The sequence below is a fragment of the Bacillus sp. GW821-FHT01G09 genome (assembly GCF_059422205.1).
Genome location: NZ_JBWKWL010000005.1, coordinates 287,361 through 303,663, shown reverse-complemented (window position 1 = coordinate 303,663; position 16,303 = coordinate 287,361). Strand labels below are relative to the sequence as shown.

General features: G+C 46.0%; 12 protein-coding genes and 1 riboswitch. Of the genes, 1 reads left to right on the top strand and 11 read right to left on the bottom strand.

The annotated features are described in order from the left end of the window. Positions 1–111: 111 nt before the first annotated feature. The 10 genes from AC07VD_RS17770 to lrpC all read right to left on the bottom strand — a co-directional run bounded on the left by AC07VD_RS17770 (position 112) and on the right by lrpC (position 14,598). Positions 112–1,836, bottom strand: coding sequence for a pyruvate oxidase (locus tag AC07VD_RS17770; protein ID WP_494721897.1), 1,725 nt, complete (start codon positions 1,834–1,836; stop codon positions 112–114). Between the two features lie 63 nt (positions 1,837–1,899). Then, positions 1,900–2,352 carry an NUDIX hydrolase gene (locus tag AC07VD_RS17765; protein ID WP_129092251.1) on the bottom strand — a complete coding sequence of 151 codons (453 nt, stop codon included), beginning with the start codon at positions 2,350–2,352 and terminating at the stop codon, positions 1,900–1,902. Between the two features lie 58 nt (positions 2,353–2,410). Next, positions 2,411–4,234, bottom strand: coding sequence for a potassium transporter KimA (gene kimA, locus AC07VD_RS17760; protein ID WP_494721896.1), 1,824 nt, complete (start codon positions 4,232–4,234; stop codon positions 2,411–2,413). A 192-nt stretch (positions 4,235–4,426) separates the two neighbouring features. Further along, positions 4,427–4,570: riboswitch (cyclic di-AMP (ydaO/yuaA leader) on the bottom strand. A 134-nt stretch (positions 4,571–4,704) separates the two neighbouring features. Then, positions 4,705–6,816 (bottom strand): cellulose biosynthesis cyclic di-GMP-binding regulatory protein BcsB, encoded by a 2,112-nt coding sequence (locus tag AC07VD_RS17755; protein WP_494721895.1) that lies wholly within the window; start codon positions 6,814–6,816, stop codon positions 4,705–4,707. A gap of 5 nt (positions 6,817–6,821) precedes the next feature. Beyond that, on the bottom strand, positions 6,822–8,084 hold the full coding sequence (locus tag AC07VD_RS17750; protein ID WP_003246697.1) for a glycosyltransferase family 2 protein: 1,263 nt from the start codon (positions 8,082–8,084) through the stop codon (positions 6,822–6,824). Beyond that, positions 8,077–9,783 (bottom strand): DUF2334 domain-containing protein, encoded by a 1,707-nt coding sequence (locus tag AC07VD_RS17745; RefSeq protein ID WP_494721917.1) that lies wholly within the window; start codon positions 9,781–9,783, stop codon positions 8,077–8,079. Before AC07VD_RS17745 ends, AC07VD_RS17750 begins: the two co-directional genes overlap by 8 nt. Before the next feature lie 10 nt (positions 9,784–9,793). Then, positions 9,794–10,645, bottom strand: coding sequence for a cyclic-di-GMP receptor EpsK (epsK, locus tag AC07VD_RS17740; RefSeq protein ID WP_131227128.1), 852 nt, complete (start codon positions 10,643–10,645; stop codon positions 9,794–9,796). Further along, the gene (locus tag AC07VD_RS17735; protein ID WP_029317314.1) at positions 10,626–11,714 is read right to left on the bottom strand and encodes a hypothetical protein; all 1,089 of its coding nucleotides are present in this window, start codon (positions 11,712–11,714) and stop codon (positions 10,626–10,628) included. The genes epsK and AC07VD_RS17735 overlap by 20 nt, the downstream gene beginning before the upstream one ends. A 201-nt stretch (positions 11,715–11,915) precedes the next feature. After that, positions 11,916–14,099 carry a DNA topoisomerase III gene (locus tag AC07VD_RS17730; RefSeq protein ID WP_494721894.1) on the bottom strand — a complete coding sequence of 728 codons (2,184 nt, stop codon included), beginning with the start codon at positions 14,097–14,099 and terminating at the stop codon, positions 11,916–11,918. A gap of 64 nt (positions 14,100–14,163) precedes the next feature. Continuing rightward, positions 14,164–14,598: a transcriptional regulator LrpC gene (lrpC, locus tag AC07VD_RS17725; RefSeq protein WP_003246585.1), complete on the bottom strand. Its 435-nt coding sequence runs from the start codon at positions 14,596–14,598 to the stop codon at positions 14,164–14,166. Between the two features lie 184 nt (positions 14,599–14,782). Here lrpC and AC07VD_RS17720 point away from each other — a divergent pair, with 184 nt between their 5' ends. Continuing rightward, positions 14,783–15,073, top strand: a complete 291-nt coding sequence (locus AC07VD_RS17720) for a DUF3817 domain-containing protein (RefSeq protein WP_014478869.1) — start codon at positions 14,783–14,785, stop codon at positions 15,071–15,073. Positions 15,074–15,117: 44 nt separating this feature from the next. On the opposite strand, the gene amj is transcribed toward AC07VD_RS17720, so the two are convergent. Further along, positions 15,118–15,927 (bottom strand): lipid II flippase Amj, encoded by an 810-nt coding sequence (gene amj, locus AC07VD_RS17715; RefSeq protein WP_003234394.1) that lies wholly within the window; start codon positions 15,925–15,927, stop codon positions 15,118–15,120. Between the last annotated feature and the right edge of the window lie 376 nt (positions 15,928–16,303).

The window sequence follows — 16,303 nt, the reverse complement described above, 5'->3', positions numbered from 1 at the left end:
CTTACAATACATCTATGATCCTATGAGTCGACATCTAAATCTAAAAATAGGTTTTTCAATTTAATTAAAAGGGTTATTGGGAGTTATCCCAATAACCCTTAGTTATATTCACTAAAATAACCGTTTCAAACTTTTCTTCAGTGACGGCATTTCAAATTTTTGGTTTTCGAAGAAGTTTTTCAGCATGTACTTGCTAAAGCCTTTCGCCTGCCCGTAGGTGATTTTGCCAGGAAGCGGCGGTTCGTTTCCAATCATGACATCCACTACGACCGGTTGGTCAGAGTGCAGCGCCTCATGGAAAGCCGGCGCAAGCTCTTCCGCTTTGGTCACTTTGATGCCCTTTGCTCCGCAGCTTTCTGCAAATGCGGCATTATCGACATTTTGAAGTTTTGTGACATAGTCGATATTGCCTTTGACCTGCTGCTCGTACTCAATCATGCCGAGATTTTCGTTGTTTAAAATGACGACTGTGATCGGGAGCTTATATTTGACGGCGGTCGGAAGGTCCTGCATGACCATGGAAAATCCCCCGTCACCGCAGACGGCGATCGCCTGGCGTTCCGGTTCGGACAAGCTTGCTGCAATCGCTCCCGGCAGGCCGCAGCCCATTGTCGCAAGCCAGCTGGAAACGATGAAATCCTGGTTCGCGTTCATTTTGAAATGACGCGCCATCCAGACTGTCACAGTGCCGACATCTACAGAGAGCACCGCATCATCGGCTGCCGCTTCCTGAAGACGTGCCACGACCTGCTGAGGTTTAAGCGGTGTTGTGGCCTCTGTCTCATCTTTTTCAATTTCGTTCCACCAATGCTGCATATGTTCTGTGCAGGCATTCAGGAATCTTCTGTCTTCCTTGCGTTCAATATACTCTGTCAATTCGCGCAGGCCGAGAGCCGAATCGCAGACAAGGCCCGCTGTCACCGGATACCGTTTTCCGATTTTCGCCGGGTCTGAATCGAGCTGTATCGCCGGCGTGTCATCAGGCAAATAATCACGGTATGGGAATGACGTTCCGAGCATGATTAATAAATCACATTCCTCCATTGCCTCGTAAGACGGCTTTGTTCCGATCTGCCCGAGGTTGCCGAGAAAATGCGGGTGCTTATCGGGAACGACACCTTTTGCCGGGAGTGTAACAACGATCGGAGCGGCGGCTTTGTCCGCAAATTCTAAGAGCTCCCGTTTCGCCTTTTTCATTCCCTGCCCTGCCAGGATAATCGGCTTCTTAGCGTTATTAATATATTGGGCGCAGGTGACGAGCTGTTCTTTTTTCGGTTCAAGGTTCCCTTCAATATACACTGGTGAAGTATACACGGGCTCCCGTTTGATTTTCTCCGCAAACAAATCATCTGACACGCTCAATACCGCAACGCCTTTTTTGCTGTAGGCGGTCCTGATCGCCTGATTTAAGAGATCCGGAAGTGATTCTGCGCTATGTACCTCTCTGTTGAACACAGCCACGTCCTCAAACATTTGCTCCAGCTTAATCTCCTGGAAATAGTCCCGTCCGACTTCACCAGAAGAAACCTGTCCTGCAATCGCCAGCACAGGGGCGCCGTCCGCTTTTGCATCATATAAACCATTTAATAAGTGCACCGCTCCCGGCCCTGCGATTGACAGACAGACTCCGATCTTGCCGGTGAGTTTTGCTTCAGCCGCGGCTGCCAGTGCCGCTACCTCTTCATGGCGAGTTTGAATGAACTTCAGTTGATTTCTTTCGTGTCTTAATTCTTCAATAAACTCATTTATACTGTCTCCGGGGATGCCGTATACGTGATCAACTCCCCATTGCTCAAGCAGCTCTGTCATTGCTTGTCCTGCAGTTTTGTGTGCCATAACGTATCCTCCTTTTTCCTTTTTTCAATACCACAGGAGAAAGGCTTTAAAACCCGGAGACCTTTATCGCTTGCCAAGTCTTCTTTTCAACAGGTCGATCGCCGCGAGCAACCCTCTATCCTTGACGGTGACATTTACATCTTGAGCGCCATTCTTGAAATCATTGATCTGCCTTTTTCGGTTCGGCACCATAAAAAGCGGCAAACGCTCCGGGGAAACCCACTTTAATCCCGCTGTCTCTATGCCGTCAGCCACTGCTTGTCCGCCTGTTATGCTTCCGAAAAACAGATGCTGTTCATCTTGAAACTTTGGCCTTTGGTAAACACCTATTTTCGCAGAAAGCGCTGCATTGTATCCCGTTTCTTCCAATACCTCCCGCACTGCCGCTTCCTCAGCCGATTCCCCGGGATCAACCCTGCCGCCCGGCAAATCCCATAGAGGGACATCTTTTCGTTTCACCAGCAGAATTTGCTGACTTTCGTTCAATACGATCACAAAAGCACCTTGTGTATACACCGCCATACCTCCTTTGCCCGAAAAAAAGGACCAAGGTGATTCCCTTGGTCCTAGAGCTTTACTTTTTAAAATGATACGGCAGTGTGGCAACCATTATGTCCTTTTTCCAGAACAGCCGGACTCTGAGGAGGAAGGCCGATTGGTTGTGAAGGATGGTGTGCCAGCGTTTTTTCGTTATAAATTGCGGAAACAGCACCATAACGGAAAACTGCTCCTTCTTCGCTTTTGCCTCAACTGTTTCCAAAAACTTATCAAACGGATGGACAAGGCTTCTGTACGAGGAGTGAAGCGTAACGAGACGCACTCCGTTATTAAGCTCTTCCCAGCGTTTTTCGAATTTCTTTTCCTGTTCTCTGTCAAATGACACGTGAACGGCGATCACCTGATCGGACAGTGATTTCGCATAGTGAATCGATTTTTGCACGACAGTGGTGACACCGGCCACAGGCACAATCACAACGGTGCCTTTGATTTCTTCCGGCTCTTTGTCTACGATGCGAAGCTGTTCGCCAACTGCTGTATAGTGATTTTTAATCGCAAAAAACAGCAAAACAACGATAGGCATAAAGATTAACACAGGCCATACGACATTAAACTTCGTCACAAACAGAATGGATAGAACCATAAACGAAATCAGAGCGCCGCAGGAGTTGATCAGCATTTTTCCGATCCAGCCTTTTGGTTTTTGCTTGATCCATTTCATGCACATGCCGGTTTGTGAAAGCGTAAATGGAATAAATACGCCCACAGCATATAACGGGATTAAATGCTCCGTCTGTCCTCCGAATAAGATAATGAGAACAATGGAGGCAAAGCCTAAAAAGATAATCCCATTTGAGAAGCCTAAGCGGTCGCCCCTGACAGTAAACATTCGCGGCATATACTGGTCTCTCGCCAGGTTGAAGGCAAGCTGCGGGAAGGCTGAAAATCCCGTATTTGCCGCAAGGACCAAAATAAGCGATGTGACACCTTGGATGACATAATAGAACACATTCCGCCCGAAGGTTTCGGACGCAATTTGTGAAACCACTGTTTCATCAGGTTTCGGCGCCGTACCATACCCGTACGCGAGAACCGTGATGCCGGAAAACAGAATCGCCAGCAAAATCCCCATCATCGCAAGCGTTCTTGCCGCGTTTCGCGCAGGCGGGTTTTTGAATGCAGGAATCGCATTAGAAATGGCCTCAACCCCGGTCAACGCTGAGCATCCGGAGGAAAAAGCCTTAAGCAGCAAAAACAGCGTAATGCCGGCTACAGGTGTGCCGAGCGGTGTATGATGGGCTGGCTGGTCAATTTGCCCCGTCATGAGTTTAAACAACCCGACTGCAATGAGAACCAAAAGCGCCACCACAAACAGGTAAACCGGATAGGCAAGAATCGATGCCGATTCCGATAGCCCGCGCAGGTTCAAAATCATAATCACTAACACGAGAAAAATAGCGATCGGCACATGATAATCATGCAATGCAGGAAAGGCTGACGTGATGGCATCCGTGCCTGCGGAAATACTTACCGCTACTGTTAAAATATAATCAACAAGCAATGAACCGCCCGCAATCAATCCCGGTTTTTCACCGAGATTTTCTTTAGAAACGATATACGCCCCGCCGCCCTGCGGATAAGCGTAAATAATTTGCCTGTATGAAAGAATCAGTGCGAGCAGCAAGATGAGAACGCCAACCGCAATCGGAATGGAGTACCAAAATGCGGTTGCACTGATTGTTGCCAAAATGATTAGAATTTGTTCTGTCCCATATGCGACAGATGACAGCGCATCTGAGGAAAGCATAGCCAAGGCTTTTAATTTCGTCAGTTTTTGCTCTCCAGCTGCTTGGGATTTTAGTGGTTTCCCAATCAAAAAACGTTTGATTGAATGATACATCGATGTCTTCCCCTTTTAATTTCTCATTTTTCAATTAAAACAATAAAACATCAGTGTCTTGCTCTCACATGTTGATGATAGTCCTTTCTGCTATGATGTCTCTGTATGCGATTTGCATTCAAAAATGAACAACAAAAAACACAGAGGCAAACGGATGCCCCTGTGCCATAACATCGAACACAGGTTTCATTCATCTCCTCTCACGAACGCTTACGAGGTTAGCTGACGGATTCGGGCATATGAGAGTTAGCCCTACCTAAAAAGGATTCACCCCAACGGCAAAAAGCCGTTCTATTGGGTCCCCCGCTCTGATTTCAGATTAAGCGATTTGTTTTCTAAAAGAGATCATACTCCCGTTCCCGCACGTTGTAAAGAGGCTTATTGGCTGAGAGAAAAAAATAAAATGACAGGTTCCACAAATGGAATTTACTTACCAAAAATAAAAAACAGAGGCTAAAATCGCCTCTGTTTTATTCTGTATCTGTCTTTCTTTTTCTGCGTCTTACGGCAATCCAAATGAACACTGCCGCAATCACCATAATGAGTGCCAGCACACCAATATACATCCATTTTTGGCTATGATCCTGTGTTGGTTGTTCTGCATCGGAACTGTTTGTTTCCGATTTGAGCTGCTGGTGGTTTGTAAACACCTGCTGGCTATTTGTTTCATTAAGGACGGTTGCCGACTCATCGTTGCTGTTCAGATAACTGATGATCTCTTTTGTGACAGCCGCGCCATCTCCTTTTGACGGTGCAAAGACAGCCATTGTATAGCGTGAATCCCAAACCGATGCTTGGGTAAATACCACTTGTTTTGTCGTCTCATTTAGCATCTCGAAACTAGATACATCAAACGAGCCGTTCTTTTCCTGCGGCACAAGCAGATCTGATGATTTCTCCTTCAGAAGAGAAAATTGATTGATCCCCCCTATGAAAATGAGGTTTCGTCCTTTCGCATCCTTTGCTGTAACGTCAGATGATTTCTTTACCGTATATGAATGCTGTGCTTCGCTGCCAAAGGATTCTGTTACGAGAGAAAGCTCCTCTAGCTTCGATTGGCTTACGGTGTCAGGAAGCACGATTAACGTTGTTTGATCCTGGTTTCCGGCGTAAGGCAGCGGCCACTCTTGAAAATCCGCTGACGGAGACATGCCTTTGATGGCGTATGATAATGTACTGTTTTTATCGATAAAAACCCACTTTTCTTCATCAGTGGTGTTACAAGGGTTGTTTTCCTTTAAACCGGTCGTGACGAACTGAATATCAATGTAGCGGTTTTTTTGCAGCAGCTTAGGGTCCACTTTCACTGTGACATGATAGAATCCGTTTTTATCTTCTTTTCCTAATTCATCAAGCCGGACCGAGTGCGGCTGGCCGTTGATCATCACTTTCAGTTCTGCAGCCTGAGAGGCTGACTCGTTTTCAGCCGTTGAGACCTGAATCGTTTCAGACTTTTTCAGTTTAAGCGACAGCTTCGCCGATTGGTTTTCATCTAAAACAGCCGAAGCCGGATAAAAATAATGTGCTGAAGATGTTTTGTCGGCTCCAATTGTGATATCACCCGCTCCAAAATTCTCAAGGGTCAGCTTATCGCTTTCTTTTTTTTCAGTCTGCTGAAGCTTGCTGATTGAAAGTGTATCGCCGCTGAGCTGGCCTGTATATGTCTGATCTGTCATCACGCTGATTTTTTTAGTGAGCGCGTCCTCGGACGCCGCTTGCGCAAACAGAACCGGCTGCTGTTTGCCCTCTGCTTTCAGCACCCGCTCCGCAAGCAGAAGGTTTTCTCCTTTTGCCTGTAGCCCGGCTTGTTTCAACAGTTTTTTCACTTTGCCGTTCCAATGCTTGTCCACGCCGATAACAATCGTCGGCTTATCGATTTTTTTCAGTTCAGATTCCGTGACATACGCAATACTGACACTGCTGTCCACCGTTTTCAAATAGCCTTCTGTTTTAACAGCAGCTTCTATTTCTGCTGAACTTGGGTTATCCGGAATGACGATAGCTGTTTCTTCCGCTGTATTTCCAGATTGGGCGAAAGGATACGGATAATGGTCCAGCGACGTTCCCTTCGCTTCACTGCTGTCAGCAAGTGTCAGCCGGCTGTCCGGATAAATTTTGATCCAGTTGCCTGATGTATCCTGTCTGACGCACACGCCCTCTTTCATTACGCCGTAGAATTTCAGCGTTACGTTGTGATAGCCTTGCGCAGACTGGCTTTTATTCAGATTCAGCTTCACTGTTTTCCGTTTGGAATCACCATCAAGCTTTAACGTCTTGACCGGTTCATCATCAATGACAACCGTTAACGATGATGGAGAAATTAAAAGATTTGATGCCTCGTATTCGATTACCAATTGCTGATTGCCCGAAGAGGCGCCTGCCGGGATCTGATACGTCAGCTCTGCGCTGTCTTTTGATCCATACAGTGTAATCAGCTCGCTTGTCAGCACCTGCTGTTTGGCTTGTTCTTGGCTGCTTTTCCCGAGGAGCGAACCGCTGACCTGTACGTCTTTGGCAAGAGCCGTTTGTCCAGTCATCGCCAGCAGCATGAAGCTTGTGAGAAAAATCATTATTTGTTTCAAAAAGGTCACCCGCTTTTATGTTGATTGTATCGTTCTGTCTTGTACCATTTGACCTCTTGCTTGAATAAACGGTGCTTGATTTCTACGAATAAAGAGTAGATAACAAGCACAATCCATGCCTGCGAGTATGTGAAGTACATGAGAAATACGATAAAAAAGTTTTGCTTGTTCATTTCTGTTTTTTCAATGCTCAACGTAATCATGACCTCTGTCATAAATAAGAAAAACGCCAAAATCCAGAGAATCATTGCCAAAAATCCAACAGACAAATGCAAATCATAAAACAAATTCACTACAAAAATCGCATTTGACATGATCACGCCAAAGAAAAACAGGAAGTACGTAAAGAAAAAATAAAACAAATCAAAGATAATCCGTTTTCGTTTCAGCTTAAAAAACTGCGCCAAAAATTTGAGCACGACATATTGATTGCCGCGCGCCCATCGGGTGCGCTGGCGCCACCATACCTTCCATGTTTCCGGTTCCTGCTCCCACGTGATGGCGGCAGGGAAAAAGCGGATGTGATAGCCGAGATTATATACCCGGATGGTCAGCTCAGTATCCTCAGCGAGCGCTTTGTCATCCCAGCCTCCGAGCTTTTCGATAATGCTTCTGCGGATCGCGAAGTTGGTGCCTGGGATCGTGGCGATTTTGAACCACTTCCATCTGCCTCCCTGGGCCATCCACTGAAAACAGATCGTTTCGATATTAATAAACCTCGTCAGCAGCGTCTTTGCCGCATTGATGACGCGGAATTTCCCTACCACGGCGCCTGCCTTTTCGTCATTCATCAGACCGAGCACGAGGTAATACACAGCCATTTTCTCAGGCGTGTTGTCGGCGTCATACACACAGATCACATCGCCGTTCGATTCGGCAAAACCCGAGTTAAGTGCAGAGGATTTTCCTTTTCCTGCATTTGGCGGCTTCGTAATCACCATTTTGATGAAATCGTATTTCTCGGAAAATTCATTGACGATATCACCCGTCCGGTCTGATGAATTATCATTAACGACGATAATCTCCAGCCGGTCCTTCGGATAATAAAGGTTGACCATGGCCTTCAGCGTCTGCCGAATCACAACCTCTTCGTTATGCGCCGGGATGAGGACGCTGACCTTCGGCAGTTCCTTCATATTTTCTCTCCACTTCGGGATATTCCGTTCGAAGGTCATATAGTGGCGAAACCCGCCCTGCATGAGGAACATGTGGTAGAGAAGCATAACCCATATTAAACTTAGCGAGATAAAGAACAGCGTATTACCCAAGGCTTCTTCTCTCCTTAAAAATTCGTTTTTTCAATGTGGCTCTCAAGTAAAACGTATAACTGACAAACATGATGACAAATAAGAGCACAACAGCGGAGAGAATCCATAACGCCTTTTCCAGAGGGGTTTGGCGATGATGATCGAAAAACTCGTCAATGGCGCTTACGCCGTTTTTCACCTGAATCGTTCCGTCACCGCTTGTATGAATTTCCACTTTATCTGTTTTGACGGTTTGTTCCGTTTTCTTTAAATCAAGCCATTCACTGTCTGGAATGCGTTCCATCTGATCAACCAGCTCCGGCAGATATTTCATCCCAAGGTACGGGTGATAAAATCCTCCGGCTACTCCGCCTTCAAAATCAATCATCTGGGAGATGTGCTCCTCCATCTCACCGATCGGGTTTTGCTTTGATGTGTCGACAAAGCCGATCGTTTCCGGATAAAGCGTCATTCCGTGCAACATCGAAGGAGCAGTCACAAACGGAGGTGCACCGGATGTTTTCCATGTTGTGCTGCTGAGCTGGACCTGGCCGAAAATGCTTGTAAAATACTGCGAGGCGATTTGATAGCCATAATCGGACATCGTGTAATGCGGCGCTTCAAACGCCAGCGGGTAAAGACCCGATGATGTCAAATCCTCAATGGCACGCGTCAGTTTTTGTTTTGTATACGTTTCTTCCTTTTCCCGAAATGGTTCGAGATAGCTGTGATAGGCTTGTTCGTTCGGGAAGTCCTGTTCTTTCTCCAAAATGGACGGGGGGTCTTCGGCATTTCCGGATGTAATCGGCTGATCCGCCTTTGCATCCCAAAATTCAAAGCCCTCTCCTGTTTCACTGTAGCGATAAGCGTGAGTATAGCCGTGAACAATGATACTGCCGCCCATGCTTTGCAGCTTCTTCAGCACCTTGACCATCTTCGGTTGATCAGACAAATACACTTTGTCGCCTGTTTCCGGATTCAAATAAACCGGAATGACCGCCAGGATAAAAGGAATATGCCGCTTATGCAGGTATGTACCGGCTTGAAGCAGCAATTTTTCATCAGACATCGGGCTGATATCCTCGAGACGCAAATACAATAACGTCGTCCCCGCCTTCTCTCCGAAAGCTTCTCTGAGCTGTTTCGCCACGATCAAATTGTCATTTAACAAATTTGTTAATCCAATGTACACATTCCCTTTTTTGGTTTTCCATATAAAAGAATGCGTTGTGCCGTCATCGGCTTTGAAGGTGTAAAGCGCCGTTCCTTTCAGGCCTGATACACTCAGCACGTTAAGCCCGCTTTCCAGAGACACATCGGCCTTTTCCGACCTGCTGTGAACCTGAAACACATTTTCTTTGCGGGCTAATGAAAGACCGGAAAATTGGCTGATTTGGCCTGCGTTATAGCCAATGGCGACAACCGGTTTTTTTACGCCGCTGATAAGAGACAGCAATTTTTTGCTGAGCTTTCTTTTCGTTTGGCCGTAATAAATCACATGGTCTTTCCCTTTGAGATCCGACGCTTCAACGTCTGAATCTTTTTTGACTGTCACATGGGATGTAAAGTGGCCCGCAAGCAAATCGAGCATTTTGACTTGTGACGACTCTTTGCCATCCAAGGTTGAATAGATGATGAGAATGCCGGCATCTTGATCTTTCGCTTGCGCAGAAACGGGAAAAGACGCAATAGCTGAAAATAGAAGCATGACGCATAGCAATGTGATTCCTTTATAGTTCATTCATCATCATCTCGTTTTCCAGTTCTTCTAAAAATTGATCAGCTGTTTTGATATCGTTGCGGTAGGGCAAATAGCAAACGTGGAACGTAAGCGACACATACTTTCCATTTTCCAGCTGATATGTATCCAATTGTTTCTTCAGCTTAGTCAGAACGGCCGGCATATGTTCAGCAGGCGTGTGCGTCAGCACGATCCCGATACGCTCATCAGAGGGACGGAATTTCTTATCCGTTTCCCGAACGCTTGTCCTGATTTGCTGACTGACATATTGGAAGAGGCGGTCCGTTTCTTTTTCACCGTACAAAGACTTAAACTCTTTGAAATAATGCATATGGAGCAGCAAAAACACAAAAGAATTGCCGTAGCGCTCCGCCCGCTTGATTTCTTCTGAAAGTTCCAGATTCATCCTTTGCTTGTTATCAAAACCAGTCACTCTGTCAACAGCAACATAGCTTTTGATTTCGGATTGAAGCCGTGTTATTGAGCGCCGAAGCTCTGCTGTAATATCGTGGATTCTTCCAGAAATAAAAGAAAACAGCAAAAGCGCGATTCCCCACACGACAAGCATTCGCAGCCCTTCCTCAGCCGGAAAGAGCGATGTCTGTCCAGTCTGGAAAAACATCATTAAGGTGCCGAGAACAAAGAGTACGATTAAGGTCACTGCCAGCGCGTAAATCGGGCCGAACCAGATGCCTGCGGCGATGACGCCAAATGTGATGCAAAGGATCAGAGCACCTTCTGATTGCTGGGCTGACACATAATAAATAAACAAAGACAGGGCCGCGATGAGCCCTGAAAAATAAGCAAATAATTTTTGTGATTCACTGAATGATATTTTCATTAAAAAGCTTCCTTTCGGCTAACAGCGGCAGCAGATTGTCAAATGAATGCGTCTGAGTGCCGCTCATATAGCCTCCATAATACGATTTCACCGGATCATGAATTTCAAAGTCATTCATTCTGTCATATATGGCTTTGATGACAGAACTGTTTTCATGCTGTTTTGTCAAAAACAATACGGCTAAGGCATATACGGATGGAGACTCATATTGGACGGCAGGCTCCTTCGTATCTGCCGAATACCGCCCGTACAGCTTTCCGTTTTTCTGAAATTCCTGCTTGATCCAGTCCGCTAAAACAGATGCTTTTTCATCCCCTTCCGGCAAATGCCAAGCAGCGTAAAGCTGATCAATCAGGTTGATTTCACTATCATATGTGTATTCCTTCGTCTCCGAGCTGTATGTCTTCGGCAGAAAGCCATTTTTTAAAGGAGCTGAATAGAGAACATTGGCATTCCGCTGTTCTGTTTCTTCGTCTATGATTCCATTCTTCTTTAAGACAGCTAAGGCATCAGGCATGACGTATGAAAGCGTCACATCCTTTGAAGCGGCCTGTGAGTCGTAAAAGTCTGTAAAAAACCCGTTGTTCATATTGTATGTCTTCAAAGACGTGCCGATATCCCTAGCCGTTTGCGCGTAGTCGCTGCGGCCCCATTTTGCGGCGGCTTGGTCAAGAGACAGCATAATTCTCATATCATCTATCAGCGCATTCGTCCCGCTCGCTTGGCCATTTTGAATCTTCCACGTCACCAAGTGATTGCTCATCAGAAATGAATCAGTCAGATGCTGATATTGATCCTGGAAATGTGGTGCGTCATTTTTGCTGAGCAGAAACTCCATCCACAGTCCGAGAGATTCCGACAAGTAAGAAGGCTGGTCTGAAAAATCGGTTTTGATCAGCCCTTTGTCATTCATTAAATTGTGATAGATGAAATATTCCGCCGGCTGGAGCGGGCTGGCATTCACTTCTGTCGCCGACTGATTTTGGGTCTTGTTTCCAGCTTCAGCACACCCTGCGGAAAGTCCGATAGATAAGAAGAATAAGATGACAGCAATTAGTACATGCCTCACAGGCAAATCCCCCTTTGTCGCCTGAAGCAAATCAGACGCTCACAAATAGTTATAGACGAAAATATGACTGCCATGTTACAAAGTACATTTACTATAAAAGAAAAAAATGCAGATTGCTAGCTTTTTTTCCCCTTTTTGAACATTAAGAAAACAGGACCTAAGTCCAATAAAAAACCTGTGCGATAGGCACAGGTTTTTTTATTATTTATCCAAACCGAGTTTTTTCAGCTGTTCTGCCAGCGCGTTGTTAATCGGCTCATCTTTATTTTGTTTTTTCATATAAGAGGATACGTCCCGTTTGGTAGCACGCGCTTTGTCTTTGTTTTTTCGTTTTTCAAATACAGAGAGCTTTTCACGGTGACCGCACACACACGCAAAGGTTTGGCCCTCGCCTTGGCCGCGAAGCTCCATTCTTTTATGGCAGTTCGGGCAGCGTGCGTTTGTTTTTCGGGCAATCGTTTTTCTGCTTCCGCATTCACGATCTTGGCACACGAGCATCGTCCCGCGTTTGCCGTTTACTTTCAGCATCATTTTGCCGCATTCCGGACATGCCGTTCCCGTAATGTTGTCATGTCGGAAGGTTTGGCTGCTGTTTTTGATTTCTTTTACCGTTTGGTGAGCGTAAGCCTTCATATCTTTAATAAAAACAGCCGATTTCAATTTGCCGGTCGCGATCGCAGACAGCTTTTGCTCCCATTCTGCTGTTAAGGCCGGTGATTTCAGATCCTCCGGAACAAGCTGCAGGAGCTGTTTTCCTTTAGAAGTGATAAAAATATCTTGGTTTTTTTTCTCGATTAAAAAGCTGTTGAACAGTTTTTCAATAATGTCGGCACGCGTTGCCACCGTGCCGAGGCCGCCTGTTTCTCCAAGCGTTTTGACGAGGCCTTTTTCTTCTCCTTGCATAAATGCGCTTGGGTTTTCCATCGCAGACAGCAAGGTCCCTTCATTAAAGCGGGAAGGCGGCTTCGTTTGGCCGCTTGTTTCCGTTAACGTACGGACGGCAAGTGTGTCGTCTTTTTGAAGCGCAGGAAGTGTCTGGTCTCTGTCATCCTCCTGCTCATCATCCTCATCCGCCATATCATAAACGGCTTTCCACCCTTGCGATTGCACGGTTTTGCCTTTCGCCGTAAAGGTTTCTCCGCCGATTTCTGCGATGACCTTTGTTTCCTCATATTCGAATGCAGGCATTAATACAGCCAGGAAACGTTTCGCAATCAGGTCATACAGCTTTCGTTCTTTATCACTCAGACTGCTGAGAACGAGCGGTTCTTCGGTCGGGATAATCGCGTGGTGGTCTGACACCTTCGCGTCATTGACATATCCTTTATGAGATTTAATGCCGCGTTTTTTAATTTGGCTGACATATTGGGCATACGGTTTTACTTCCATGCCTTCCAGACGGTCTTTTAACGTCGGGACGATGTCACTGGATAAAAATCTAGAGTCCGTCCGCGGATATGTGACGAGCTTATGCTGCTCATATAGCTTCTGCAGTACAGAAAGCGTTTCTTTAGCAGAAAAACCGAAGCGCTTGTGGGCGTCACGCTGCAGCTCCGTTAAATCATAAAGCGCAGGCGCAAAGCTTTTTTTCGCTGTTTTTTTCAGCTCAGCTACGACCGCTTGCTTTCCTTGGAGATTTTTTAGCAGACGGCTTGTTACATCTTGATTGAACGTTCTCGTCTGCTTTGATTTCTTATCCTGCCACGTCAGCGTCATGCCGTCGACTGCAGCACGGATGCCGTAATACGGAACGGGCGTAAACGCTTGAATGTCTGCCTCGCGCTTTGCAATCATGGCAAGCGTCGGAGTCTGCACACGCCCGCATGAGAGCTGGGCATTGAATTTTGTGGTAAGTGCACGGGTGGCATTGATCCCCACAATCCAATCCGCTTCCGCTCTGGCGACGGCAGAATGGTACAGGTTTTCATATTCTTTGCCGCTGCGCAGCTTTTGAAAACCTTCCTTGATCGCTTTATCCGTCACAGATGAAATCCACAGCCGCTTGATTGGTTTTCGGACATTCGCTTTCTCAATGATCCAGCGCGCAACAAGCTCACCTTCCCGGCCTGCGTCAGTCGCGATGACAATCTGATTGACGTCTTTACGGGTAAGCTGGGATTTGACTGCATTGAACTGCTTTCCGGTTTTTTTTATCACCACAAGCTTCAAGGGTTCTGGGATAATCGGCAGATCCTCTAGGCGCCATGATTGAAATTCTTTTCCGTAGCCTTCCGGATCAGCAAGCGTCACCAAATGGCCTAAAGCCCAGGTCACAATATATTGATCGCCTTCGAGATAACCGTTTCCTTTTTTATGGCACTTCAGTACCCGGGCTAAATCCCGGCCGACTGAAGGTTTTTCAGCTAATACAACTGTTTTTGACATGCTTGATCACTTCTCTTTCTTTCACGCTCATCCTGTTATTATAACAGACTTCGCGCGGCACTCTCTAACCGCGCCCGTTTTTCGTGTCAATTTCTGAGAAAATGACGTGAGTGACGGTTTGCGCGTAGGGCGATGTTTTGTTAATGAAATCTTCTACCGCTTCGAGGCTTTCGGCATTGATTTTCAGCATATAGCAGGCTGCACCCGCAATCCGGTAGCAAAATTCAATATTCGGCAATGTTTGAATATAGCTTTTGAACCGCTCGTAATCCGCGTTTTTAACGGTTGCTTCCACAATGCAGGAAACGGGAAGCCCCAGTTTTTTCTGGTCGACCTCCAGCGTGTATTGCTTGATGATGCCAAACGATTCAAGCTGTCTTACCCGTTCTGTTACAGATGGTGGAGACAGCTTAATTTTTCTGCCTAATTCCCTCATCGACAAACGGCTGTCCTTCTTCAGCTCCTCAATGATATTCAGATCAATCTGGTCAAGTTTCATTTCAACATCCTTCTTTTTTGATTTTGTACACATTATCTCGGGTATTTTTGTAAATGACAAGTACAGTTCCCTAGAAAAGGCATGTAAAAATGAATGTTTTCCGAACATTTTTTAAAAGCTGTCATATACCCCCCCAGATTGTTTATAGTATAAAATGAAAACGTGTCCACAAGGAGGGCGATTTATGCTGCAAACGCCGATCGGAAGACTTCGCACGATGGGTTTTATTGAAGGAATGTCACTCTTAATCCTGTTGTTCATCGCTATGCCGCTTAAATATTGGGCAGGCCTTCCGCTTGCGGTGACAATTGTCGGTTCGGTTCACGGCGGGTTGTTCATTTTGTATTTGCTTGTCTTGGCTTATGCAACCTTCTCTGTCAAATGGCCGCTGAAATGGTCAGCTGCCGGCTTCGTCGCCGCTTTCGTCCCATTCGGAAATTTTTTGTACGACCGCGGATTAAGGAAATATAAATAAGGGAACGCAAAAAAGGCTGGATTTTTATGATCCAGCCTTTTTTATTAAAACCACTTTGTCAGCCACGCGATATAGTAGGCCCCCGGAATAAACATGAGCTGGGCGAGGAGTGTGCCCGCCACCCTTGATGTGACCATTGTGACAGAGGTCCATTTTAAATAGATATAGCTTCGTTTTCCTTTTGCCACATCATCAGCTAGAACGGATACCTTAGGATCAACAAAAATGGCCAGTAGCATCGTCGCAATTCCGTTGATCAAACCCGAAGCCATGACGGCTGTCGTACTGCGCTCCGGCGCCAGAAGGCCTGCGTATAAAGCCGAAAGCACGCCAATCGTATAAATCGATGTAATCAGCATGTTGATGACAAACAAACGCTTCGGAATCAAGCGCATATGAAATCCTTTTACATATGAAATAGACGGCAGACGCAAATAGGAAAGGGCATTTTTGAATCCTTGTTTCGAGAATCCCTTTCGGAAAACTTGAAAAACGGAGCCGCCGCCGCCCGCCAAGTGAATAATCGCCCGTGAAAAAAGAGCGACAAAAGACGGGAGCAGGATAATGCCCAAAATGGTGCCGACTGTCGATCCGAAAATTAAAAAGCGGAACTGCTCCCCTACAATCGCCAGTGCGTTTTTTCCAGCATCATCAATTAAATGCCCGGTAAAGGGCTGCTGCACCATGTTCGACATTCTGGATACGATGACCATGACATTAAACAGAGAAAGCGCGGACGCAATAAATCCAACGCGGGCCCCGGAAAGCCTTGTGGCATAGGCTAAAGTTTCTATCGAGTGAATCAGCAATAAAAAACAAAAAATAAAAAGTACTTGTGTTGTAATGACATGCACGTTATTCTTCCTCCAATTTCATCCTAGAGATAAGACTGGAAAGAAGACAAGGAGGTTTCAGTACGATGTGTTTTTTGCAATAAAAAAACCGTCCGGCGTACGCCGGGCGGTTTGTCTTATTCTTTTCTATACGCAAATAAAGATTATATCATCCGCCAAGTCAGGCGGGTTAGATTCATAAAGCATTGTTCCGAAGAATCATTCTGGAAAGTAAACACCATGGAAATTTCTTGAACACAAGACAACGAAAGCCCTACCTCTCAATCGTCACTGCGGCTCCGAAGCCGCGCCGGTGTGAATTGTAAAACAAAAAAGTCTTTTTTCCATCTCATCGTTAGGGGCGATTTGTTATGAAGGAAAAGAATAAGGGCAGCTG